Raw genomic sequence first — 22,588 nt, 5'->3', positions numbered from 1 at the left:
GAGCGGCGGCGGGGGCGGTAGGGTGGCGGCCGGCGCAGGATGCCGCCGCTCCCTGCGACCGCTACAGCGGACTGGTCGCGGCAGCCTGACGGCGGGATGCCGACGGCAAGTCCTCAAATGGTTGCGAGGCGTAACGCGCGGGCCATCCGGTACGTATCGGAGGATGTCGATAGTTGGGCGACGCAGCACGAAACTCGCCGGAATATGGCCCGCGTAGGCCAGGTGAACATCCGTGCAGCGATACGCCGCGACCCGAAACCGTACGCTGCCACGGGTAGGGAACCGCCGCCCTAGATCGCCGTCAGCCGTCCCAATTCTTCCGCCAGAAAATCGACGAACGCGCGAATCCGCGCGGACATCTGGTGCCGCTGCGCATACACCGCATAGATGTCGGCGCTCGGCGTTTCATGATCCGGCAGCACGACGACCAGCCGCCCGTCGGCGAGATAGTCGCGCAGATCCCATTCCGCGCGCATCAGGATGCCGTGCCCGTCGAGTGCCCACTTCACCGCGATCTCGCCGTCGTTCGTCGTCAGGTTGCCGTTGATCCGCACGGCTTCCGTGTGGCGGGCCGCGCCGCGTCCGCTCGTCAGGCGCCACACGCCGTAACCTTCGTCGCCTTGCCGGATGCCGATGCAGTTGTGCCGCGTCAGGTCGTGCGGCGTGCCGGGCGTCCCGTGGCGCGCGAGATACGCGGGGGCCGCGCACAGCAGCCGGCGGTTCGGCGCGAGCCGCCGCGCGACGACGCGCGTGTCGGGCGGTTCGCCGAAGCGGATGCACACGTCGAACGCGTCGTCGGTGAGCGGTGGCGGCATCACCGACAGCTGCAACTGCACCGACACTTCCGGATAGCGCGCGACGAAGCGCGAGATCGCCGGGCCGACGTGGCTGCGCCCGAACCCGAGCGTCGCATTCACGCGCAGCAGGCCTTTCGGCCGCTGCTTCGCGCTGCCGAGCAGCTCGCCGAGTTCGTCCATCTGGTCGAGGATCCGGCGTGCGTATTCGAGGTACACGTCGCCTTCGGGCGTCAGCATCATTCGCCGCGTCGTGCGATTGACGAGCGTCACGCCCGCGCGCCGCTCCATCTGCGTGAGCCGCTTGCTGACGGCCGCCGCGGTCAGCCCGAGTTCGCGCGCGGCCGCGCTCAGGCTGCCCGACGCGGCCAGCGTCGAGAAGAAGCCGAGATCGGCCGGCTGGACGGTATCCGCCATGACGGGATTCGTGAATTGAAGTTAAAGATGCTTTGAGTATAGCCCCAGTTTCTACACTCCCGGTTCGGTAAAGTGCGTTCACGCTCACGATCAATCGAGGATGTCCGCATGAAGACCTACCGTATCGCAACGATTCCCGGCGACGGCATCGGCAAGGAAGTGGTGCCGGCTGGCAAGCAGGTGCTGGAGGCGCTGGCCCGCGGCAGCGACCGCTTCGCGTTCGAGTTCGAGGATTTCGACTGGGGCGCCGATTACTACCGCCGGCATGGCGCGATGATGCCGGCCGACGGTCTTGACGCGCTGCGCGGCAAGGACGCGATCCTGTTCGGCTCCGCAGGCGACCCGGACGTGCCCGATCACGTGACGCTGTGGGGGCTGCGCCTGAAGATCTGCCAGGGCTTCGACCAGTACGCGAACGTGCGTCCGACGCGCATCCTGCCGGGCATCGACGCGCCGCTGAAGCGCTGCGGGCCGGACGACCTGAACTGGGTGATCGTGCGCGAGAACTCGGAAGGCGAATACGCGGGCGTCGGCGGCCGCGTGCACCAGGGCCATCCGATCGAGGCCGCGACCGATGTGTCGATCCTCACGCGCGCCGGCGTCGAACGCATCATGCGTTTCGCATTCCGGCTCGCGCAGTCGCGCCCACGCAAGCTGCTGACCGTCATCACGAAGAGCAATGCGCAGCGGCATGCGATGGTGATGTGGGACGAGATCGCGAAGCAGATCGCACAGGAGTTTCCCGACGTGACGTGGGACAAGGAACTCGTCGATGCGGCAACCGCGCGCATGGTCAACCGCCCGGCGTCGCTCGACACGATCGTCGCGACCAACCTGCACGCGGACATCCTCAGCGATCTTGCCGCCGCGCTCGCGGGCAGCCTCGGCATCGCGCCGACCGGCAACATCGATCCCGAGCGCCGCTATCCGTCGATGTTCGAGCCAATCCACGGCTCCGCATTCGACATCATGGGCAAGGGGCTCGCGAATCCGGTCGGCACGTTCTGGTCGGTCGTGATGCTGCTTGAGCATCTCGGCGAGACGGAAGCGGCCGCGCGTGTGATGCACGCGATCGAGGCCGTGACGGCCGACCCGTCGCTGCATACGCGCGACCTCGGCGGCCGCGCGACGACCGCGCAGGTGACGGCGGCCGTCTGCGAGCGCGTCGCGAACGCGGCGGTGGCGGCCTGACGGCGGCGCGGCGCGGCCGGCACGCGCATGTGCGCATGCCAGCCGCGCGCCGCCCGTTCGCTTCACTCGGCATTTTTTCTGCCCGCGACTCGCGCATCCGACGCGAGCCGGGCGCCGGCCGGCGCTCGCGGTCCATCGACCGATGGTGCACGGTCCGACCTCGAAGGAGGAGACACATGCAAGCGGATCTGGAAACCCGCGTCGCGCGGAAACTGATGTGGCGCATCATTCCGTTCGTGATGCTGCTTTACTTCGTCAGCTTTCTCGATCGCGTCAACGTCGGCTTTGCCGCGATGACGATGAACCGGGCGATCGGCCTGTCGCCGACCGCGTTCGGGTTCGGCGGCGGCCTGTTCTTCATCGGCTACTTCCTGTTCGAAGTGCCGTCCAACCTGATTCTCCACCGCGTCGGCGCGCGTATCTGGATCGCGCGCGTGATGATCACGTGGGGCATCGTGTCGGCCGTGTCCGCGTTCGCGGCCGGGCCGACCAGCTTCTACGTGCTGCGTTTCCTGCTCGGCATGGCCGAAGCCGGTTTCTTCCCCGGCATCATCCTGTACCTGAGCCTGTGGTTCCCCGCGAAGCAGCGCGCGGTGGCCGCCGCGTGGTTCATGGCGGCCGCGCCGATCTCGACCGCGATCGGCTCGCCGCTGTCGGGCGCGATCATGCAGATGCCGCCGATGTTCGGCCTCGCCGACTGGCAGATGCTGTACATCGTCGAAGCGCTGCCGGCGGTCGTGCTCGGCTTCGTCGTGCTGAAGCGCCTGACCGATGCGCCGTCGCAGGCCGCGTGGCTGCGCGCCGACGAGCGCGACTGGCTGATCGCGAAGCTGAAAGCGGAAGCGGACGCGCGCCACACGCACGTCGGGCACACGGCCGGTGCGTGGCAGGCCCTGCGCGATCCGCGGGTGCTCGCGCTCGCGCTGATCTACTTCGGCACGTCGGCGGGGCTCTATACGCTCGGGCTGTGGGCGCCGCTGATGGTCAAGCAGTTCGGCTTCACCGCGTTGCAGACGGGCCTGCTGACCGGTATCCCCAGCATTGCCGCCGTGGTCGCGATGATCGTGTGGGCGCGACATTCGGATCGCACCGGCGAGCGCACCTGGCACGTCGTGATTCCATGTGTGCTGGCGTGCATCGGGTTCGTGTTCGCGGCGCAGGCGAGTACGGCGCTGCTGACCGTGCTCGCGCTGGTCGTCGTCAACATCGGGATCAGTGCGGCGAAGGCGCCGCTGTGGGCGATGCCCAGTGCGTTCCTGTCGGGGGCCGGCGCGGCCGCAGGGATCGCGATGATCAATTCAATCGGCAATCTCGGCGGATTCGTCGGGCCGTTCGCGATCGGTTGGCTCAAGCATGCGACGGGCGGATATGCGGCGGGGTTGTACGTGGTGGCCGGCACGCTCGCGGTGTCGGCGGTCGTCACGCTGATGCTGAGCCGCAAAGGGGCGCGGGAAGCGGCCGTGCCGGGCGTGCGGCATCACTCGTGAGCGCCGCAATGTGCGCGCGGCAGGGCAGCCCGACGGGTGCGTGACGTATCCGTCCGGCTTCGTGCGCGGTGGCGCGCGATCGGCTGGCCGGAACGTCAGCGTCAGCGCATGTTCGCGTGCGGGCCGGAAGGCGCATGCGGACGCAGTCGCTACGAGGCCGTCGCCGCGACCTGCCGCGCGATGCGCGCCGCACACGCGTCGGGCGTCGCCGCGGACGTATCCAGCACCATCTCGCTGAACGGCCGCGCCGCATAGCCCTCGCGATACATCTCCGCGATCCGGTTGCGCTCCCAGTCGGTCAACGCGCGCGCGCCGCGATTCGACGCCGCGACCGCTTCGGGCGGCGCGAGCGTGACGACGAACAGGCGCGCATCACGCGCCTCGCAGGCCGCGCGCAGCCGTTCGAATTCCGCTTCGCCGATCGGATAGGCGATGACCAGATGGCGTTCGCGCGCGTTCGCGATCCGCGTGACGAGACGTTCGAGCGCAATCGCCCACTGCACGTCGAACGGTGCGTCTTCGGGCGCATCGTGATCGTCGCCGTCGATGAAGCGCGCGTCGGGCAGCACGCGTGCGAGCGCGAGGCCGATCGTCGTCTTGCCGCTGTTGATCGGGCCGTTCAGGTGGATGACGGTAAGGGGGGGCATGAGTCGACGCAGAAAATCGGACGACTCGCAGCTTGCCATGACTGGCGCGGCGGCGCAGTGCCGTTGGTGCGTCACGCGGCGGGATGCGAATACGAAGGGAAAGCGGACAGGCGGGGAGCGGGGAAGCGGCAGGCTGCGTGCGCAACGATGCGCCACACGGCAGCCTGCCCGACCGTGCCGCATGCAAGCGATGCGGCACGGCGTCGAACGCAGCGACTTACTTGTCGCCGTCGCCCTTGATCTGCGGCAGCGCCGACGCTTCGCCCGGCGTCAGCAGCCCGACTTGCGAATACACGCGCAGCTTGTCGCGCGTATCGGTGATGTCGAGGTTGCGCATCGTCAGCTGGCCGATCCGGTCGCGCGGCGAGAACGTCGACGCCACCTTCTCCATCGACAGCCGTTCCGGCTGGTACGTGAGGTTCGGCGACTTCGTGCTCAGGATCGAGTAGTCGTTGCCGCGGCGCAGTTCGATCTTCACTTCGCCGGTGATCGCGCGGGCGACCCAGCGTTGCGCGGTTTCGCGCAGCATGATCGCCTGCGGGTCGAACCAGCGGCCCTGGTACAGCAGGCGGCCGAGGCGGCGGCCGTTCTCGCGGTACTGCTCGATCGTGTCCTCGTTGTGGATGCCGGTGACGAGACGCTCGTACGCGATGTACAGCAGCGCGAGGCCCGGAGCTTCGTAGATGCCGCGGCTCTTCGCCTCGATGATCCGGTTCTCGATCTGGTCGCTCATGCCGAGGCCGTGACGGCCGCCGATGCGGTTCGCTTCGAGCAGCAGCTCGACCTGATCCTTGAACTCGACGCCGTTCAGCGCGACCGGCTGGCCGGCTTCGAAGCGCACGGTCACTTCCTCGGCGGCGATCTTCACGTCGTCGCGCCAGAACGCGACGCCCATGATAGGGTTCACGATCTTGATGCCGCTTTCGAGGCTTTCCAGATCCTTCGCCTCGTGCGTCGCGCCGAGCAGGTTCGAGTCGGTCGAATACGCCTTCTCGGCCGACATCTTGTACGCGAAGCCGGCCTGGTTCATGAATTCGGACATTTCGGCGCGGCCGCCGAGTTCGTCGATGAACGTCTGGTCGAGCCACGGCTTGTAGATCTTCAGATCCGGGTTCACGAGCAGGCCGTAGCGGTAGAAGCGCTCGATGTCGTTGCCCTTGTACGTGCTGCCGTCGCCCCAGATGTTGACGCCGTCTTCCTTCATCGCGGCGACGAGCATCGTGCCCGTCACGGCGCGGCCGATCGGCGTCGTGTTGAAGTACGTGACGCCGGCGGTCGTGATATGGAACGCGCCGCTTTGCAGCGCCGCGATGCCTTCGGCGACGAGCTGCGCGCGGCAGTCGATCAGGCGGGCGCCGGCTGCGCCGTATTCGATCGCGCGTTTCGGGATCGCGTCGTAATCGTCTTCGTCGGGCTGGCCGAGGTTCGCCGTGTATGCGTACGGGACGGCGCCCTTCAGTTTCATCCAGTGCAGCGCGGCGCTGGTGTCCAGGCCGCCGGAGAAGGCGATACCGACCTTCTGGCCGGTCGGGAGGCTTTCGAGAATCGTGCTCATAGGAATTACCGTGGATTGAAGCCGGTGGGATCGTATTTCGCGGAATATGCGAGTATCGGCTGTCCGGGAAGTTGGGGCAAGGGCTGATTTTGGTGCGGAACCGTCGTCGCGCCTGTCGCGGCGGGCCTGACGGGCGGTTAACCGGGTGGAGAACGCCGTGCGGGGCGGCGTTGCATCGCCGCCGAACACGCGCGCGGACGAACCGGCCGCGGGCCGGATTTCCGGGGCCGGATCGGTGGCCGGCCGTGCCCAGCGTCGCCGGCGCGCCGCGTCGATGTGCCGAAAGGCATATGAAAGAAAGGCGCGTGAAGCGGGCGCCTCAGATATTCCACGACCGCGCGGTATCGAGCAGCCGCTCGCGCAACTGGTCGACTTCGCCGGCCAGCTTGGCCGTGATCGACACGTAGCCGGACAACGGCGGCGGCGGCGCGTCGTGCGGCGGGTCGGCCGGCCGGCGGCGCGGCGCCAGCCGGCTCGGCGTGCCGAACTTGAGCGCGCGGCTCGCCCCGACCAGCGTGTCGCGGATGCGCCGGTTCACGCCCTTCATCTCGACGCGCATGTATTCGCGGGCCGCCACGTCGTCGCGCGCCGGCAGCGCGCTCGACAGGATCTCCAGATAACCGATGCACAGGCGCAGGCTGCGCTGGATCGCCTCGAGCTGCGCCATCGACGTCTCGCACTCCTTCGACACCGACGGCATCAGCGAGCGCAACTGCACGAGCAGCGCGCTCAGCGCGGCCATTTCCTTCAGGTGCGCGTCGTCGCTCACGTGGCGGTCGCCCGCGAGCCGCGCATGCACGGCCGCGCACGCGCGCAGCGCGTCGGCGAGCTTGTAGCGCCACGAGTAGGTCGCATAGAGCGGCAGCGCGAACGAGAACGCCAGCGCGATCGCGATGCCGACCAGCACGTTCACCGCGCGCCACAGGCCGTCGACGATCTCGTTGTCGCCGTGCCCGGCGACGATCACCATCGTGATCGCCGACAGCAGCGCGATGTAGCCGGCCTTGCCGATCGCGTGATACGCGCAGATACCGCACCCCACGGCCATCAGCAGGTAGATCGCGAACGGCGCGTGCAGGAACGAGTAGAGGAGGATCAGCCCGAGCCCCGCCAGTGCGCCGATCGACGTGCCGAGCGCGCGCTCGGCTGCCTTCTTGCGGATGTTGCCGTGATGTTGCAGCCCGCCGACGACGATCAGCACGGTGATCGTCGACCATTCGCCGTGCGGCACGCGCAGGCCGGTGGACAGCGCGATCGACACGAGAATCGCGAGCGCGACGCGCGCCGCATGGATCAGCTTCGCGTGCCGGTAGCGGCGATACGGGTCGAGCAGCGGGCGGAGCGCGTGGCGCACGAGCGGCGGCAGTCGGGTCGGGAGCGGGGCGGTCATGACGGAGTCGAGGGGGCCGGGACGCGCACGGCGGCCCGCGCGGGCCGGCGCCGCGCCGCCTGCGCAGCTGACGTAACGCTAGCCGAACGCGCGCGGGCTGTCCACGGCGGCGCCGACGGGCCGGGCGACCGGCGGCCGCGTCAGGTCACGGCGCACCTCGCGTCACGCGTCGGCCGCGCTCGACAGTGCGTCCAGCACGCGGTTGCGGCCGCCGGACTTCGCGCGGTACAGCGCCTCGTCGGCGCGCCGCAGCAGCGTCGCGGCGTTCATCCGGCCGTCGGCGGCGGTGGCCGTGCCGATGCTGGCCGTGACGCGCCCGTACGGGCTTTTCACGTGTTCGATCCCGAGCCCCGCGATCGCGCGCCGGATGCCTTCGGCGACGGTCGCCGCGCCTGGCGCGTCGGTGTCGGGCAGCGTGACGACGAATTCCTCGCCGCCGTAGCGCGCGACGTGATCGCTGTCGCGGCGCAGGCAGCGCGACAGCGATTGCGCGACCTGGCGCAGCACGTCGTCGCCGGCCGGGTGGCCGTAGTAGTCGTTGAACGCCTTGAAGTGATCGACGTCGACGAACAGCACGGACAACGGGCGGCCGCTGCGCGACGCGCGCTGGGCTTCCTTCGCGAGCACCGCATCGAACGTGCCGCGGTTGTCGAGGCCCGTCAGCGAATCGGTGTGCGCGAGCCGGTACAGCTTCGATTCCGCGTCCTGCCGGCGCTTCAGCTCGCGCGACAGCGCGAGCGAGCCCCACGCGATGAACGCCGTGAACAGGCTCATCAGCACGACGGTCCACACCGCGCGGTGCTGCCACGACGCATAGATGTCGATCTCGGCGGGCGCGACGTCGACGATCAGCGGCAGCCCGGCGAGATGCTTGTAAACATAGACGCGCCGCACGCCGTCGATGGCGCCGACCCCGCTCAGCTCGCCGTCGCGGCTGCGCTGCGCGTCGACGAACAGCGGCGAGTCGTGCAGGTCGAGGCCCACCACCCGCGTGTCGTACGGCAGGCGCGACACGAGCGTGCCGTTGTCCTCGACGATCGCCGCGCTGCCGTGCCGGCCGACCGCGAGGCCGTCGAGCAGCGCGCGGAAGTAGTCGATGCTGAGCGTGCCGACGACGATCCCGGCGAACGTGCCGTCGGGCCGGTTGATCCGGCGGCTCAGCGCGATCGTCAGCGCGCCGCCGCGCAGCCGCGACGCGTACGGCCGGCTGATGTAGAGGCCGGGGACGAGCCGGTCGCGGTGCACGGCGAAATAGTCGCGGTCGGCGAAATTGCCTTGTCGCGCGGGCGATGCGCTCGAATCGATCGCGATATTGCCGTGCGCATCCATCACGAAAATGGAGCCGAGATAGGCGCCGGTGGCCGCGCGGTCGAACAGCAGCCGGTGGCGCTGGCGCGGCGGCAATGTCATCAGTTCCGGATCGGCCACGCCGTCGACGACGTTTTGTAATGACAAATCGTAGAGTTCGATATTGCGCGCGATATCGCGTTCGATCAGCAGCATCAGGTTGCGCGCATTTTCGACCGCATGGTCATACGCGTCGCGGCGCGCCTCGATTAATAGCGACGTGGAAAGTCCCCAACTGAACATCAGCAGGACGATGCCCGCCACGAGTACGCCGCGGGGCGACAGAATGCGTGCCACGACCGACGCGGTATGGCGGCGCAGCGTGGCGGGCAGCGGGAATGACTTCATCCTCGGGGGTGGCGGGTGGCGGCTGGTCGCGTCGTTGCGGTTCCGCGCGCAGATTATTTCGAATTAAGCGTCATTATCCCGCGAATTCCTGAATTTCGCGTGCGCATGCAAAACATGCATGCGGATACGGCGATTCGAAACGGTTACGCATCATTACCGCATGGCGCGCGGGCGATTTGATTTGAATCAATGACCAGTGTCGGGCTTTTTGTCTGATTAATGGTGTATTGATCGGTCGATTTTGCGTATTGCCGCGGTATTTGGCGGATCGGGACAGGATTAGGTCGTGACCGGGAAAAACGAATATCGAATGACCCGTTCGTAATCGGGGTCTTTTGCAACGACGTGCGACCGTGGCCGCGCCGACGCGGCCAACCCGTTGATTCCGCGAAATCTCCGGCGGGTGGCGGGCGGGGCCACCTCAGCTGTCCCCGTATCGAATCAGGTAGAATCCGCGCTTCGCCGCAGGCGCCCGCCGCGCAACGCGTATCGGGGCCGCATCGAATGCATCGCAGGACGCGCGCCGCGCTCCGATTCCGCATGCGCCGGCTACGGATGCCGGCCCGCTCAACGTTCGTCTCGTTTATGTCCGCAATTCCGAATTCCGACCAACCCGGTTCGCCCGCGAACCCACCCAAGCTTCATCGCGCGCTGAAGGCGCGCCACCTGACGATGATCGCCATCGGCGGCTCGATCGGCACGGGCCTGTTCGTCGCGTCCGGCGCGTCGATCTCGCAGGCCGGCCCCGGCGGCGCGATGGTCGCGTACATGCTGATCGGCCTGATGGTCTACTTCCTGATGACGAGCCTCGGCGAGATGGCCGCGTTCATGCCGGTGTCGGGCTCGTTCGCGACCTACGGCGCGAAATACGTCGATGAAGGCTTCGGCTTCGCGCTCGGCTGGAACTACTGGTACAACTGGGCGGTGACGATCGCGGTCGAGCTCGTCGCCGCGCAGCTCGTGATGCACTACTGGTTTCCGGACGTGCCGGGCGTGTGGTGGAGCGCGGCGTTCCTCGGCGTGATGTTCCTGCTCAATGCGCTCACCGTGCGCGGTTTCGGCGAAGCCGAATACTGGTTCGCGCTGATCAAGGTCGTCACCGTGGTCGCGTTCATCGGCGTCGGGCTGCTGATGATCTTCGGCATTCTGAAGGGCGCGCCGGCCAACGGCTGGGGCAACCTGACGATCGGCGACGCACCGTTCGCGGGCGGCCTGCCGGCGCTGATGGGCGTCGCGATGATCGCGGGCTTCTCGTTCCAGGGCACCGAGCTGATCGGCGTCGCGGCCGGCGAATCGGAAAACCCGCGTACGACGATCCCGCGCGCGGTGCGCCAGGTGTTCTGGCGCATCCTGCTGTTCTACGTGTTCGCGATCTTCGTGATCGGCGTGCTGATTCCGTATACCGACCCGAACCTGCTGAAGACGGACGTGACCGACATCGGCGTGAGCCCGTTCACGCTCGTGTTCCGTCACGCGGGCCTGGCCTTCGCGGCCGGCGTGATGAACGCGGTGATCCTGACGGCCGTGCTGTCGGCCGGCAACTCGGGCATGTACGCGTCCACGCGGATGCTCTACAACCTCGCGACCGAAGGCCGCGCGCCGAAGGTGTTCGCGAAGCTGTCGCCGGGCGGCGTGCCGCGCAACGCGCTGTACGCGACCACCGCCGTCGGCGCGCTGTGCTTCTTCACGTCGCTGTACGGCGACAAGACCGTGTACCTGTGGCTGCTGAACACCTCCGGGATGACGGGCTTCATCGCGTGGCTCGGCATCGCGGTCAGCCACTACCGGTTCCGCAAGGGCTACGTGAAGCAGGGGTATGCGCTCGACCAGTTGCCGTACCAGTCGAAGTGGTTCCCGTTCGGCCCGCTGTTCGCGTTCGTGCTGTGCCTCGTGATCGCGCTCGGCCAGGACTACCAGGCGTTCCTCGCGAACCGGATCGACTGGGCCGGCGTGGCCGCGACCTATGTCGGCATTCCGCTGTTCGTCGTCGTGTGGCTCGGCTTCCGGTTCCTGAAGAAGAGCCGGTTCGTGCGCTACGAGGACATGGAGATCGCGCCGTGGATCGCCGCGAATCGCGGCGCGCAGCGGCAGCCGGTGGCGAACCGCGAAACCGCGGGCTGAGGCCGGCGCGGCAGGCGGCCGCGCGACGGTCGACGAAACGGGAAGCCGCGCGCTTCCCGTTTTTTTTGCCCGGCTTTTGCCTGCACGGGGTCAAAGCCGGTTATATTGCCCGACCCTACCGGGCCACGGCCCGGCCGGCGCGACAGGCGCGGCGCGGATCGGCATCCGGCGCGCGCCGCGCGGCGGCCGGCGAGCGGCCCGGCGTTTTCATCGCTCCCGCCGGGCCGGCACGGCCCGCGGAGCGCGCAACCCAGAGGAATCCATGAGCGCATCACCCGCCGAGCGGAAGGCCGGACCCGTTTCCATCGTGCGAATCGAAGCCGCGATCAACGCGTGGCGCGAAGTGTACCCGCCGGCGCCGGACGGCGAGGACGGCTACGCGCTCGACGCCGGCAGCAACTGCCTGGCCGAGCTGTACGGCACGATGATCTGCTATCAGTTGCCGGACGTGCCGCTCGACTCGCTGAGCCACGAGCAGCGCGATGCGCTGTACGCGACCGAGGGGTGATGCGGTCGACACGATGCCGCCGTGCGGCGTCGGTGAACGAACGGGAAGCCTCGCGGCTTCCCGTTTTGCTTTGCGCAGCCCCGCGCGTCGCCGCGAGCACGACGCTGCTTGCGCCGGGATCGGCGCCGGCTGAGGTATCGTGACGGGATCAGGAAGCAGGCGATCGAGGAGGCCGGTACGGATAGCCGGCGAGGGTGAGCGGTGCGGGCGCCGTTCGCGCGGTGCCGGGTGAGCGTCCGTTGCCTGTCCCGGGAGGATTCGAACATGGAGTTGAGACATCTCCGCTACTTCGTCGCGGTGGCCGAGGAGCGGAATTTCACGCGGGCGGCGGAACGGCTGCATATCGCGCAACCGCCGCTGAGCCGGCAGATCCAGCAGCTCGAGGAGGCGCTCGGCGTGCCGCTGTTCGAGCGCAACGCGCGGCCGCTGAAGCTGACCGATGCCGGACGCTTCTTCTATTCGCACGCGGTGCAACTGCTCGCGCAGACGACCGAACTCGAATCGATGACGAAGCGGGTCGGCAAGATCGAGCGCAGCATGTCGGTCGGTTTCGTCGGCTCGACGCTGTACGGGATGCTGCCGAAGATCATCCGGCGCTTTCGCAGCGAATATCCGGCCGTCGAGCTGAGCCTGCACGAGATGTCGACGATGGACCAGATCAAGGCGCTCAAGGAAGGGCGCATCGACGTCGGGTTCGGGCGCATCCGCCATGAGGACCCGAGCGTGCGGCGCGTCGTGCTGCGCGAGGAGCGGATGATCGTCGCGCTGCCGGTCGGCCATGTGCTCGACAGCGCGAAACCGGTGCTGTCGCTGCACGATCTCGTCAACGACACGCTGATCATCTTTCCGAAGGCGCCGCGCCCGAGCTACGCGGACCAGGTGCTCGCGGCCTTTCACGATCGGGCGCTGCAACCGCGCCGGATCTACGAGACGCGCGAGTTGCAGATCGCGCTCGGCCTCGTCGCGATGGGCGAGGGCGTGTCGGTCGTGCCGCACAGCGTGTACGGGCTCAAGCGCGACGACATCAGCTACAAGCCGCTCGACGATCCGAACCTCGTGTCGCCGATCATCATGAGCATGCGCGCGCTCGACGAATCGGAGGACATCCGCGCGATGCAGGCGCTGATCTACCGGCTGTACGACGAGGCGCGGATGGAATATCTGCCGCCGCAGCCCGAATGAGCGCGCGGGCCGTAGGGGCTTGCTTGACGCTGCGCGCGCCGGCGGGCCACCATGCGCGCATTCGATGCGGCCGCCGACGCGCGGCCGCTTTCATGCAGACGACCGACACATGACCGATATCCTGACCGAGACGACCGTCGAGACGCCGCAAGGGCGTCTCTTTGCGAAACGCTGGCGTGCGGGGCCGGCGCAGCCCGCGGCGGCGCCTGGGCCGGCCGCGCCGATCGTGCTGCTGCACGATTCGCTCGGCTGCGTCGACCTGTGGCGCGACTTCCCCGCGCAGCTCGCCCGCGCGACGCAGCGCGACGTGATCGCGTACGACCGTCTCGGTTTCGGCCGTTCCGATCGGCATCCGGGCATGCTTGGCACGACGTTCGTGCGCGACGAAGCCGACCGTGCGTTCGCCGCGGTACTCGAGCAGCTTGGCGTCGACGCGTTCGTCGCGTTCGGGCACAGCGTCGGCGGCGGGATGGCGGTCGGCTGTGCGGCCGCGTACCCTGAGCGGTGTCGTGCGCTCGTGACCGTCGCCGCGCAGGCGTTCGTCGAGGATCGCACGCTGGCCGGCATTCGCGACGCGGGGCGGCAGTTCGACGAGCCGGGTCAACTCGACCGGCTCGCGCGCTATCACGGCGACAAGGCCGAATGGGTGCTGCGCGCGTGGGTCGACACGTGGCTGTCGCCGACGTTTCGCGACTGGAATCTCGACGACGACCTGCCGCGCGTGCAGTGCGCGACGCTCGCGATTCACGGCGAAGACGACGAATACGGGTCGGACGTGCATCCGAAGCGGATCGCCGCGCGCGTCGCGGGGCCGTCGTCGTTCCTGTTGCTTGCCCGCTGCGGACACCTGCCGCACCGCGAGCGGACCGACGACGTGCTGGCCGCCGTCGCGACGTGCCTGCGCGACGCGCTCGCCTGAGCGCGCTCGCCCTCGCCGGCGGGCGCCTGCCCGCCGGTGGTCAGAACGAAAGCTGGATCGCGAGATCGATCGCCAGCAGTACGATCGAAAGCCCGATGCCGAGAATCACGTTCGGCAAGCGGTGCTCGAAATCGCGATGATCCTTGCGCATCGCGGCGCCGAGCAGGAAGATCGCCTCGACGACGATCTGCAGCCCGACGAACAGCAGCATCAGCAGATACTCGTAGCCCATCTGCTTGAACGCGACGAATTGCATCCCGTGATCGCGGATCCACTGGCCGACGCGCAGCAGTTCGTAGACGAACAGCAACGCAGGGAACAGGTAACTGATGAAGTAGGTCGGCGCGGTGGCGTGCCGTAGTTCGAGGTGGAAGTGCTGATGCGTGGTAGCCATCACAACCCTCCTTGCAACGCATGATTGCGGTCGCGACGGCGGCGCGTGTCGCGTGCAAACGACGGGATTACCCGATGCGCAGTGCGCAGCCGTACGACATCAGCATACTGCTGCGCGGGAAATTTGGCATGCGAAGTGTGGGTTCGTTGTAACAATGTGTGTGCCACGCGACGCGTTGGCTGCGTCACCGTTTCGCTTCCGCGCCTTCGATGAACAGCTTCGCGACCGACTGAAACTCCCGTTTCAGCGACAGCCCCGGCACGGTCAGCCAGCGCAGCATCGCCGCGAGATACAGGTGATGGAACCAGGTCGCGAGCTGATCGGCCCGCAGCGCGGCGTTCAGTTCGCCGGCCTGCTGCCCGGCGGCGATCAGTTGCTGCCACACCCATGCGATGTCGCTGCCGTTCTCTCCCGCACGCGCCGGTTCGGCTGCGCCGATGCTCAGGAAGCGGTGCCGCAGGTACGCGAGCAGGTACGCCGGATGGTGCTCGCACCAGGCGGCCGACGCGTCGAGCACGCAGCCGATGCGCGACGCAAAGGTCTTGCGCCGCGCGACGTCGTGCTGCAGATGCGCGAGATCGCGCGCGAGTTCGCCTTCGAGCCAGTGCGCGAGCACGGCTTCCTTCGTCGGAAAGTGGTTGTACAGCGTGCGTTTCGCGACATCGGCCTGCGCGGCGATCTGCTCCATCGTGACGGCATCGTAGCCGTGCGCATCGAACAGGCGCGCGCCGGTCGCGGCGAGATGCGCGAGCATCTGGATGCGTTTGCGCGCGCGGCGGCCCGGATCGTCGGTCGGAGTCGTCATGGCAGGGGATTGACTGAAAGTGTGCGGATTGCATTAGTATACGACGTGCACTTTTTTGAATCCAACCTTTTCCGCCGTGCACGAGGAGCCCCGCATGAAACTCGTCATCGCCACCTACGGCACCGAAGGCGACACGCGTCCGCTCGCGGCGCTCGGTCGCGCGCTGCTGGATGCCGGCCACGACGTCCGGCTGCTGGCCGACGCGGCGACGCTCGGCTCGGCCGCCGCGCTCGGCGTGCCGTCGGCGCCGCTGTCCGGCGATATCCGTCGCGCGATCGCGCCGGAAGGCGCGCTGGCCGATGCGGTGCGCGGGCGCGGCGGCTTCAACGATACGTCGAAGGCGCTCGCGGCGATCGCGAATGCGAACACGGCCGCATGGATGCAAGAAGTCGCGGACGCGTCGGCCGGGTGCGATGCGCTGCTCGTGTCGGGCCTCGCGTCGTTCGTCGGGCTGTCGGTCGCCGAGTATCGCCGCATACCGGCGATCGGCACGGGCATGATCCCGATCACGCCGACCGCCGAATTCGCGTCGCCGTTCCTGCCGCCGGGGAAGCTGCCGCGCTGGCTGAATCGCACGAGCCATCGGCTCGTGAATGCGCTGCTGTGGCACGCGTTCAGGAAGTCGACCAATGCGGCGCGCGCCAGCGTCTGCGGATTGCCGCCGCGCAAGCACGTGTGGACCGATCATCCGATGCTGTACGGCGTGTCGCCGGCGCTGCTGTCCAGTCCGGCCGACTGGCCGGCGAACGTGCACGCCTGCGGCCAGTGGCGGGTCGACGCGCGTGCGTGGACGCCGCCGCCCGAACTGTCGGCGTTTCTCGACGCGGGCGAGCCGCCCGTGTACATCGGGTTCGGCAGCATGGCCGGCTTCGATCGGGCGGCGCTGGCCGCCGCGCTGACGCAGGCGCTGGCCGGCCGGCGCGCGCTGTTCTATCCGGGCTGGAGCGGCATCGATGCGTCGCTGCTGCCGGCGCACATTCGCGTGATCGGCGACACGCCGCACGACTGGCTGTTCCCGCGCGTCGCGATGGCGATGCATCACGGCGGGTCGGGCACCACGCATTCGGCGGCGCGGGCCGGCATTCCGTCGGTGGTCGTGCCGTTCGCGGGCGATCAGTTCTTCTGGGCGAACCGGCTGCAACGGCTCGGTGTCGCGGATGCGCCGGTCGCGGGGCGGCGCGTGGAGGCGGCCGCGCTGGCACGGGCGATCGCGTTTGCCGAACGCGGCGAGACGAAGGCGCGTGCGGCGGCGCTCGGCACGCGCATCGCGCAGGAGGAGGGATTGCAGCGGGCCGTCAGTGCGATCGAACGATGGGCGCGACCGCGCGCGAGGTAAGCGCGCGCCGCGGCATCAGAAATGCCCGGTGAAACGGTAGCGGCTGCCCGGGTGCCACAGATTCGCGATCGACGCGACCAGCCCCTGCGACCACGTGCGCCGATGCAGCAGCAGGCACGGCTCGCGATCGTCCATCGTCAGGTGGCGGCGCGTTTCGGCATCGGGCATCGCGGCCTCGATCCGGTATTCGACGCGCTGCAGCGGCGCGACGCGCGTCAGGTACTGGTTCGGCGTCGTCGTCGTGAAGTCCTGCAACGCGTATTCGGGCGCGCAGGCCGGATTGACCCAGCGTTCCTCGAGTTGCACGGGCGTGTCGTTCTCGAAATGCAGCACGCGCGAATGGAAGATCGGGCTGCCGGTGTCGAGCCGCAGTTCGTCGGCGAGCTTCGCATCGGCGACGGCCGCGCCGACCTGCAGCACCTGCGCGCGATAGCCGTGGCCGCGCGCGGCGACTTCGTCGGAGATGCTGCGGATCGCGACCAGCGTCGATTCGTATTTCGGTGACGCGACATACGTGCCGGAGCCGCGCGTGCGCGTGAGCACCTGTTCGGCCGTCAGCTCGCGCAGCGCGCGGTTGACGGTCATCCGCGCGACGTTGAATTCGCGTGCGAGCTCGTTCTCCGACGGCACCTGGTCGCCTTCCGCCCATTCGCCGGCATGAATGCGCGCGAGGATGAAGTCCTTGATTTCCTGATAGATCGGTGTGGTCATGGGATCACGATTTCTGGGTCGGCGGCGGGCCGCCGCCGAATGCCGATCCGGCGCGCGCCCGGCGCCGAGTGTACCGGTTTCGCGGGCGCGCCGGCCCGGATTCCCCGAATGATCCCTGTTCGGCCGGCGCGCGTCCATGCGGGATTGCACAGAGCGGCCGGCCTGCGACGGCTCGCTTGCGGTCAGAACCGATGCCGGATGCCGACCGTCGCGACCACCTGCGTGCGGGTCGACGAAGCCGCGACGCCCGTGACGTTCGCGAACCCGAGCGTCGCGCCCGTCGGCACGCCGAACTGGTGCTGATACACGGTTTCCGCATACACGTCGGTGCGCTTGCTCAGCGCGTAGTCGGCCATCAGCGTCACCTGGTGCCACTTCGGCCGGTGGCTGCCGGTTGCGTCGTCGTAACGGCCGTCGGTGAACGTATAGGCACCGGCGAACGAAACCGCCGGCGTCAGCGCATAGCGCGCGTTGATCTCGTAGTTGTCGAAGCGCAGCGCGTTCAGCGCGCCCGGCAGCGACGACGCGGCCGTTTCGTCGAACATCGCGTGCGTCCACACCGCGCCGATCGTCAGCCGGTCGAACGCGTAGCTGCCGCCGGCGCCCATCACGCGCTGCCGGACGGCCGGGAAGTTCGGCGCGTCGTTGGTCGACAGTGCGCCGCCGGCCGTCAGGCCGCCGCGATCGAGCTGCAGGTACGCGGCGCCGACGCTGACCGGCCCGTTCGCATACGACACGCCCGCGCTGTATGCGCGGTTGTTCGCGAAGCCGCCGGCCGCGTTGCCGAACCCGTACAGGCCGCCGAACTGCCAGCCCGCGAGTGTCGGGCTCGTGTATTTCACCGCGTTGTCGATGTAGAACGAATCGTCGAGGTTGTCGTTGTCGAACGGATGCGACGCGAGGTTGTTGCCGTCGCCGTTGTTCGCCATCGCGAGCGGGCCGAGATAGTCGACCACGGCGTCGTACTGGCGGCCGAGCGTCAGCGCGCCGTATCGATCGCTCTGCAGGCCGACGTACGCGCGGCGACCGAACAGCGTGTTTCGATAGGACTGCGTGCCGTTGTTCAGGTTGAAGCCGCTTTCGAGCCGGAACAGCGCATGCAGGCCGCCGCCGAGATCCTCGTTGCCGCTCAGCCCGAAGACCGTATTCGACAGCAGGCCGCTGCCTTGCTGCCACGCGCTTTTGCCCGACTGGTTGTTCGTATAGGCGATACCGGCATCCAGCATCCCGTAGAGCGTGACGCTGCTTTGCGCATGCGCGACGGCGCCGAAGCATGCGAGCGAGAGGGTACCGACGACTGCTTTTTTCATTGCGTGTGTTTCCTGGAAAGGCCCGTTGCGACGGGAACGGCGATCCGCCGCGCGGATCCGTGCGGACGCGTGCGTGCGAATCGATGAAAAAGGGGGCGTGCGTGACGCGTGTCACGCGCGGCGGTGACGAACGCCGCTAGTGCTGCAACAGGCGGATCGCGCCGAACTCGGCGGCCGGCAGCAGGCGCAGGATCGACAGGATCGCGGGCGACGCCTGTGACCGTGCGACTTCGAGTTCGATGCACGCGCGCCCGGTGCGGCGGTCGAGCGCGGCCGTGTAGCAGTTCAGTGCGGCGCCGACGGCCTGATGCAAGCGACGTCGCACGACCGCGAGGTTGTCCGATTCGACGCGGATCGACAGCAGCACGAGTGTGTCCGCGGGAGCGCGACGCCGCGAGCGAGCGGGCGGCAGATGGCGTGAAGCAGTGGATTCGGTTCTGGTCGGTTTCATGGGCTCATCCCCGGTCGCGGCGCGCGCTGCACGGCGGAGATCTCGTTCTCGACATGGCGCCCATTCTAGAAATCGCCGCGGCGAGACGGTGTATAGACTCGCCGCGCGTCTGCAAAGGATGTGTAAACGCGCTGCGCCGGCGACCGAGGGCGGAGGGGCAGGGTGAGCCGGCGGCGGCCACGCCGTCGTTGGACGAACGTCAGGCCGGTTCGGAAAACACGGTGGGTGGCCGACAAAGTCTAGACAGGTGCCGGGCCCTGCCCAGCTGCCGCCGTACGCCGCAAGAAAGCCTCCATTCAGCCCCACGTAATCCATAATTAATTGAAAATTAAGGAAAATCCCGTCGACTCCCCTAATCCGCCGACAATTAGAGATAAACACGGATTGCTGACCCTATCCTGGAAAAGGCAAAGTTGTATGTACAACTTGGAACATCGCCGGAACGCGCGATTACCCGGTTGGAAGGATTCACGGCGGGCAGCCCGACCGGAATCCGCCCCAGTCCGCCTCTGACAGGAACGCCATGAAGAAACTCGCGCTCAGTATTGCCCTCGCCTGCCTCGCGGTCGGTGCCCACGCCAAGGATTGGTCGACGATCCGTTTCGGCGTCGACGCCAGCTACCCGCCGTTCGAATCGAAGGACGCAAGCGGCAAGGTCGTCGGCTTCGACGTCGACCTCGGCAACGAGATCTGCGCCCGCCTGAAGGCGAAATGCGTGTGGATCGAGAACGACTTCGACGGGATGATCCCGGCGCTGAAGGCGAAGAAGTTCGACGGCGTGCTGTCGTCGATGTCGATGACGCCGGCGCGCGCCGAGCAGATCGCGTTCTCCGACAAGCTGTTCAACACGCCGACGCGCCTCGTCGCGAAGAAGGGCGCGAACCTGCAGCCGACGGCCGAATCGCTGAAGGGCAAGTCGGTCGGCGTCGAGCAGGGCACCATCCAGGAAACCTACGCGAAGGCGTACTGGGCGCCGAAGGGCGTGCAGGTCGTGCCTTACCAGAACCAGGACGGCGTGTACCAGGACCTGATGTCGGGCCGCCTCGACGCGGCGTTGCAGGACGCGGTGCAGGCCGACATCGGCTTCCTGAAGACGCCGCGCGGCGCGAACTTCCAGTTCGCCGGCGGCGACATCGACGATCCGAAGACGCTCGGCAACGGCGCCGGCATCGGCCTGCGCAAGGACGACGCCGACCTGAAGGCGAAGATCGACCACGCGATCGCCGACATCATCAAGGACGGCACCTACAAGAAGCTCGAGAAGAAGTACTTCGCGTTCGACGTCTACGGCGGCTGACCGCCCGGGCGGCGCGCATCGATGGCGGCGCGCCGCCTGCGTTGCCGGATGCCGCACCGTGCGCGGGCCGCGTCCGGCTTGATGAGCAGGCTGCATCACGTCGTGCGCAGAACTCGTTTGCTGCGCGCTTAATGGCTATTGACAATCCAGCCACCTCGTTCTGGGTTCCTCATATGATCTTCCAAGGATTTGGCCCGCTGCTGTGGGCCGGCACGGTCGAGACCGTGAAGCTCGCGGTGCTGTCGCTCGCCGCGTCGCTGATACTGGGCCTCGCGGGCGCGGCCGCGAAACTGTCGGCCAACCGCGTGCTCAAGTCGGTCGGCACGTTCTATACGACGCTGATCCGCGCGGTGCCCGATCTCGTGCTGATGCTGCTGCTGTTCTACGGGATCCAGATCCTGCTGAACGACGTGACCGACCTGCTCGGCTGGGACCAGATCGACATCGACCCGTTCGTGGCCGGCGTCGTGACGCTCGGCTTCATCTACGGCGCGTACTTCACCGAGACGTTCCGCGGCGCGTTCCTCGCGGTGCCGCGCGGCCAGCTCGAAGCCGGCTTCGCGTACGGGATGAGCGGCTGGCGCGTGTTTCACCGCATCCTGTTCCCGCAGATGATGCGCTTCGCGCTGCCGGGCATCGGCAACAATTGGCAGGTGCTCGTGAAGGCCACCGCGCTCGTGTCGATCATCGGCCTCGCCGACGTCGTGAAGGCGTCGCAGGACGCCGGCAAGAGCACGCTCGATTTCTTCTTCTTCACGCTGGCTGCGGGCGCGATCTACCTCGCGATCACGACGGTGTCGAACGTCGTGCTGCATCACCTCGAGAAGCGTTATTCCGTCGGTGTCCGGAGGCTCGCACTGTGATCGAACTCGTCAGCCAGTACTGGCAAAACTATCTCTATTCCGACGGCTACCGCTTCAGCGGCCTCGCGATCACGCTGTGGCTGCTGGTCGTGTCGATCGCGTTCGGTTTCGCGCTCGCCGTGCCGCTCGCGATCGCGCGGGCGTCGTCGAACCGCTGGATCTCGGGCCCCGTGTGGCTCTATACGTACGTGTTCCGCGGCACGCCGCTCTACGTGCAGCTGCTGATGTGCTACACGGGCATCTACAGCCTGCAGGTCGTGCACGACCACGTGCTGCTCGACACGTTCTTCCGCAACGCGATGAACTGTACGCTGCTCGCGTTCGTGCTGAACGAATGCGCGTATGCGACGGAGATCTTCGCGGGCGCGATCAAGGCGACGTCGTCCGGCGAGATCGAAGCCGGGATGGCCTATGGGATGTCGCGCTTCAAGCTCTATACGCGCATCATCCTGCCGTCCGCGCTGCGCCGCTCGCTGCCGAGCTACAGCAACGAAGTGATCCTGATGCTGCATGCGACGACGCTCGCGTTCACCGCGACCGTGCCCGACATCCTGAAGGTCACGCGCGACGTCAATTCGGCAACCTACATGTCGTTCCAGGCCTACGGCATCGCAGCCGTGCTGTACGCCGTAGTCGTGTTCGCGCTCATCTGGGCGTTCCGCAAGCTCGAGACGCGCTGGCTCGCGTACCTCGCGCCGCGCAGCCATTAACGCATCCGCAAGATCCGCAACGAAGGACCCAGCATGTACAAGCTTACCGTTGACAACCTGCACAAGAAATTCGGCGACAACGAGGTGTTGAAGGGCGTGTCGATGAAGGCGAAGGCCGGCGACGTGATCAGCATCATCGGCTCGAGCGGCTCCGGCAAGAGCACGTTCCTGCGCTGCATCAACTTCCTCGAACAGCCCTGCTCGGGGCAGATCACGATCGGCAGCGAGCCGATCCAGACCACGCGCGACCGCAACGGGTCGCTGCGCGTGGCCGACCAGAAGCAGTTGCAGCGGATGCGCACGAAGCTGTCGATGGTGTTCCAGCACTTCAACCTGTGGGCGCACATGACGGTGCTCGAGAACGTGATCGAGGCGCCGATGGCCGTGCTCGGGGTCGGCAAGGACGAAGCGATCGCGCGGGCGCGCAAGTATCTGGAGAAAGTCGGCCTCGCGCCGCGCGTCGAGGGCATGTATCCGTCGCATCTGTCGGGCGGCCAGCAGCAGCGCGTCGCGATCGCGCGCGCACTCGCGATGGAGCCGGAAGTGATGCTGTTCGACGAGCCGACGTCGGCGCTCGATCCGGAACTGGTGGGCGAAGTGCTGAAGGTGATGCAGAAGCTCGCCGAGGAAGGGCGCACGATGGTCGTCGTCACGCACGAGATGGGCTTCGCGCGCAACGTGTCGAACCACGTGATCTTCCTGCATCAGGGGAAGATCGAGGAGGAGGGCGATCCGCAGCAGATCCTCGTGAATCCGAAGAGCGAGCGGCTCGGGCAGTTTCTGTCGGGGCGGTTGAAGTAATAAA

At 67.6% G+C, this 22,588-nt stretch carries 21 protein-coding genes; 11 read left to right on the top strand and 10 right to left on the bottom strand.

Annotated features, from left to right (window positions below; genetic code table 11):
• Nucleotides 1–290 precede the first annotated feature (290 nt).
• A complete protein-coding gene (locus H0X95_RS32225; protein ID WP_006490478.1) occupies nt 291–1,211 on the bottom strand; it encodes a LysR substrate-binding domain-containing protein in 921 nt (306 codons plus the stop codon).
• Between the two features lie 108 nt (nt 1,212–1,319).
• On the opposite strand from H0X95_RS32225, the gene H0X95_RS32220 reads away from it, so the two are divergent.
• Both H0X95_RS32220 and H0X95_RS32215 read left to right on the top strand, forming a co-directional pair.
• On the top strand, nt 1,320–2,402 hold the full coding sequence (locus tag H0X95_RS32220; protein WP_059722503.1) for a tartrate dehydrogenase: 1,083 nt from the start codon (nt 1,320–1,322) through the stop codon (nt 2,400–2,402).
• Between the two features lie 176 nt (nt 2,403–2,578).
• Nucleotides 2,579–3,889 (top strand): MFS transporter, encoded by a 1,311-nt coding sequence (locus tag H0X95_RS32215; RefSeq protein ID WP_059722505.1) that lies wholly within the window; start codon nt 2,579–2,581, stop codon nt 3,887–3,889.
• A 149-nt stretch (nt 3,890–4,038) separates the two neighbouring features.
• Here the strand turns inward: H0X95_RS32215 and H0X95_RS32210 are convergent, their stop codons facing one another.
• The 4 genes from H0X95_RS32210 to H0X95_RS32195 form a co-directional block, all read right to left on the bottom strand.
• Entirely contained in the window at nt 4,039–4,536 is a 498-nt protein-coding gene (locus H0X95_RS32210; protein ID WP_034202686.1) for a shikimate kinase, read from the bottom strand.
• A 217-nt stretch (nt 4,537–4,753) separates the two neighbouring features.
• Nucleotides 4,754–6,091, bottom strand: coding sequence for an argininosuccinate synthase (gene argG, locus H0X95_RS32205; protein ID WP_006496064.1), 1,338 nt, complete (start codon nt 6,089–6,091; stop codon nt 4,754–4,756).
• A 319-nt stretch (nt 6,092–6,410) separates the two neighbouring features.
• The gene (locus tag H0X95_RS32200) at nt 6,411–7,481 is read right to left on the bottom strand and encodes an FUSC family protein (RefSeq protein WP_012493157.1); all 1,071 of its coding nucleotides are present in this window, start codon (nt 7,479–7,481) and stop codon (nt 6,411–6,413) included.
• Nucleotides 7,482–7,643: 162 nt separating this feature from the next.
• The gene (locus tag H0X95_RS32195; protein ID WP_006491554.1) at nt 7,644–9,176 is read right to left on the bottom strand and encodes a sensor domain-containing diguanylate cyclase; all 1,533 of its coding nucleotides are present in this window, start codon (nt 9,174–9,176) and stop codon (nt 7,644–7,646) included.
• Between the two features lie 585 nt (nt 9,177–9,761).
• Between H0X95_RS32195 and H0X95_RS32190 the strand changes: the two genes are divergently transcribed.
• The 4 genes from H0X95_RS32190 to H0X95_RS32175 all read left to right on the top strand — a co-directional run bounded on the left by H0X95_RS32190 (nt 9,762) and on the right by H0X95_RS32175 (nt 13,906).
• Nucleotides 9,762–11,297: an amino acid permease gene (locus H0X95_RS32190; protein WP_006496062.1), complete on the top strand. Its 1,536-nt coding sequence runs from the start codon at nt 9,762–9,764 to the stop codon at nt 11,295–11,297.
• 262 nt (nt 11,298–11,559) lie between these two features.
• Nucleotides 11,560–11,805, top strand: coding sequence for a DUF3717 domain-containing protein (locus H0X95_RS32185; protein WP_006482527.1), 246 nt, complete (start codon nt 11,560–11,562; stop codon nt 11,803–11,805).
• A 264-nt stretch (nt 11,806–12,069) separates the two neighbouring features.
• Nucleotides 12,070–12,987: a LysR family transcriptional regulator gene (locus H0X95_RS32180; RefSeq protein ID WP_006482538.1), complete on the top strand. Its 918-nt coding sequence runs from the start codon at nt 12,070–12,072 to the stop codon at nt 12,985–12,987.
• 109 nt (nt 12,988–13,096) lie between these two features.
• Nucleotides 13,097–13,906, top strand: coding sequence for an alpha/beta fold hydrolase (locus H0X95_RS32175; RefSeq protein ID WP_059722507.1), 810 nt, complete (start codon nt 13,097–13,099; stop codon nt 13,904–13,906).
• Nucleotides 13,907–13,946: 40 nt separating this feature from the next.
• Here H0X95_RS32175 and H0X95_RS32170 read toward each other — a convergent pair whose 3' ends face one another.
• On the bottom strand, nt 13,947–14,300 hold the full coding sequence (locus H0X95_RS32170) for a hypothetical protein (protein WP_006482519.1): 354 nt from the start codon (nt 14,298–14,300) through the stop codon (nt 13,947–13,949).
• A 184-nt stretch (nt 14,301–14,484) separates the two neighbouring features.
• On the bottom strand, nt 14,485–15,105 hold the full coding sequence (locus H0X95_RS32165; RefSeq protein ID WP_006482520.1) for a TetR/AcrR family transcriptional regulator: 621 nt from the start codon (nt 15,103–15,105) through the stop codon (nt 14,485–14,487).
• Nucleotides 15,106–15,199: 94 nt separating this feature from the next.
• Between H0X95_RS32165 and H0X95_RS32160 the strand changes: the two genes are divergently transcribed.
• Nucleotides 15,200–16,441, top strand: a complete 1,242-nt coding sequence (locus H0X95_RS32160; protein ID WP_059722508.1) for a glycosyltransferase — start codon at nt 15,200–15,202, stop codon at nt 16,439–16,441.
• Nucleotides 16,442–16,456: 15 nt separating this feature from the next.
• Here H0X95_RS32160 and hutC read toward each other — a convergent pair whose 3' ends face one another.
• The 3 genes from hutC to H0X95_RS32145 all read right to left on the bottom strand — a co-directional run bounded on the left by hutC (nt 16,457) and on the right by H0X95_RS32145 (nt 18,913).
• Complete coding sequence (hutC, locus tag H0X95_RS32155; RefSeq protein ID WP_006482530.1) at nt 16,457–17,152, bottom strand: histidine utilization repressor; 696 nt, start codon at nt 17,150–17,152, stop codon at nt 16,457–16,459.
• 182 nt (nt 17,153–17,334) lie between these two features.
• Complete coding sequence (locus H0X95_RS32150; protein WP_006496058.1) at nt 17,335–18,462, bottom strand: porin; 1,128 nt, start codon at nt 18,460–18,462, stop codon at nt 17,335–17,337.
• Between the two features lie 136 nt (nt 18,463–18,598).
• Nucleotides 18,599–18,913, bottom strand: a complete 315-nt coding sequence (locus H0X95_RS32145; RefSeq protein ID WP_006496057.1) for a hypothetical protein — start codon at nt 18,911–18,913, stop codon at nt 18,599–18,601.
• A 523-nt stretch (nt 18,914–19,436) separates the two neighbouring features.
• On the opposite strand from H0X95_RS32145, the gene H0X95_RS32140 reads away from it, so the two are divergent.
• The 4 genes from H0X95_RS32140 to H0X95_RS32125 all read left to right on the top strand — a co-directional run bounded on the left by H0X95_RS32140 (nt 19,437) and on the right by H0X95_RS32125 (nt 22,584).
• A complete protein-coding gene (locus H0X95_RS32140; protein ID WP_006482536.1) occupies nt 19,437–20,210 on the top strand; it encodes an ABC transporter substrate-binding protein in 774 nt (257 codons plus the stop codon).
• A 173-nt stretch (nt 20,211–20,383) separates the two neighbouring features.
• Nucleotides 20,384–21,073: an ABC transporter permease gene (locus H0X95_RS32135; RefSeq protein WP_006482533.1), complete on the top strand. Its 690-nt coding sequence runs from the start codon at nt 20,384–20,386 to the stop codon at nt 21,071–21,073.
• A complete protein-coding gene (locus H0X95_RS32130; protein ID WP_006482521.1) occupies nt 21,070–21,783 on the top strand; it encodes an ABC transporter permease in 714 nt (237 codons plus the stop codon). The genes H0X95_RS32135 and H0X95_RS32130 overlap by 4 nt, the downstream gene beginning before the upstream one ends.
• Nucleotides 21,784–21,816: 33 nt before the next feature.
• The gene (locus tag H0X95_RS32125; RefSeq protein WP_006482526.1) at nt 21,817–22,584 is read left to right on the top strand and encodes an ABC transporter ATP-binding protein; all 768 of its coding nucleotides are present in this window, start codon (nt 21,817–21,819) and stop codon (nt 22,582–22,584) included.
• The last annotated feature ends 4 nt before the right edge of the window (nt 22,585–22,588 follow it).

The organism is Burkholderia sp. 9779_493 (genome assembly GCF_015712215.1).
Lineage (GTDB): Bacteria > Pseudomonadota > Gammaproteobacteria > Burkholderiales > Burkholderiaceae > Burkholderia > Burkholderia cenocepacia.
Note: the sequence above shows the minus strand (reverse complement) of the source record. Positions and strands in the feature narration are given on the sequence as shown.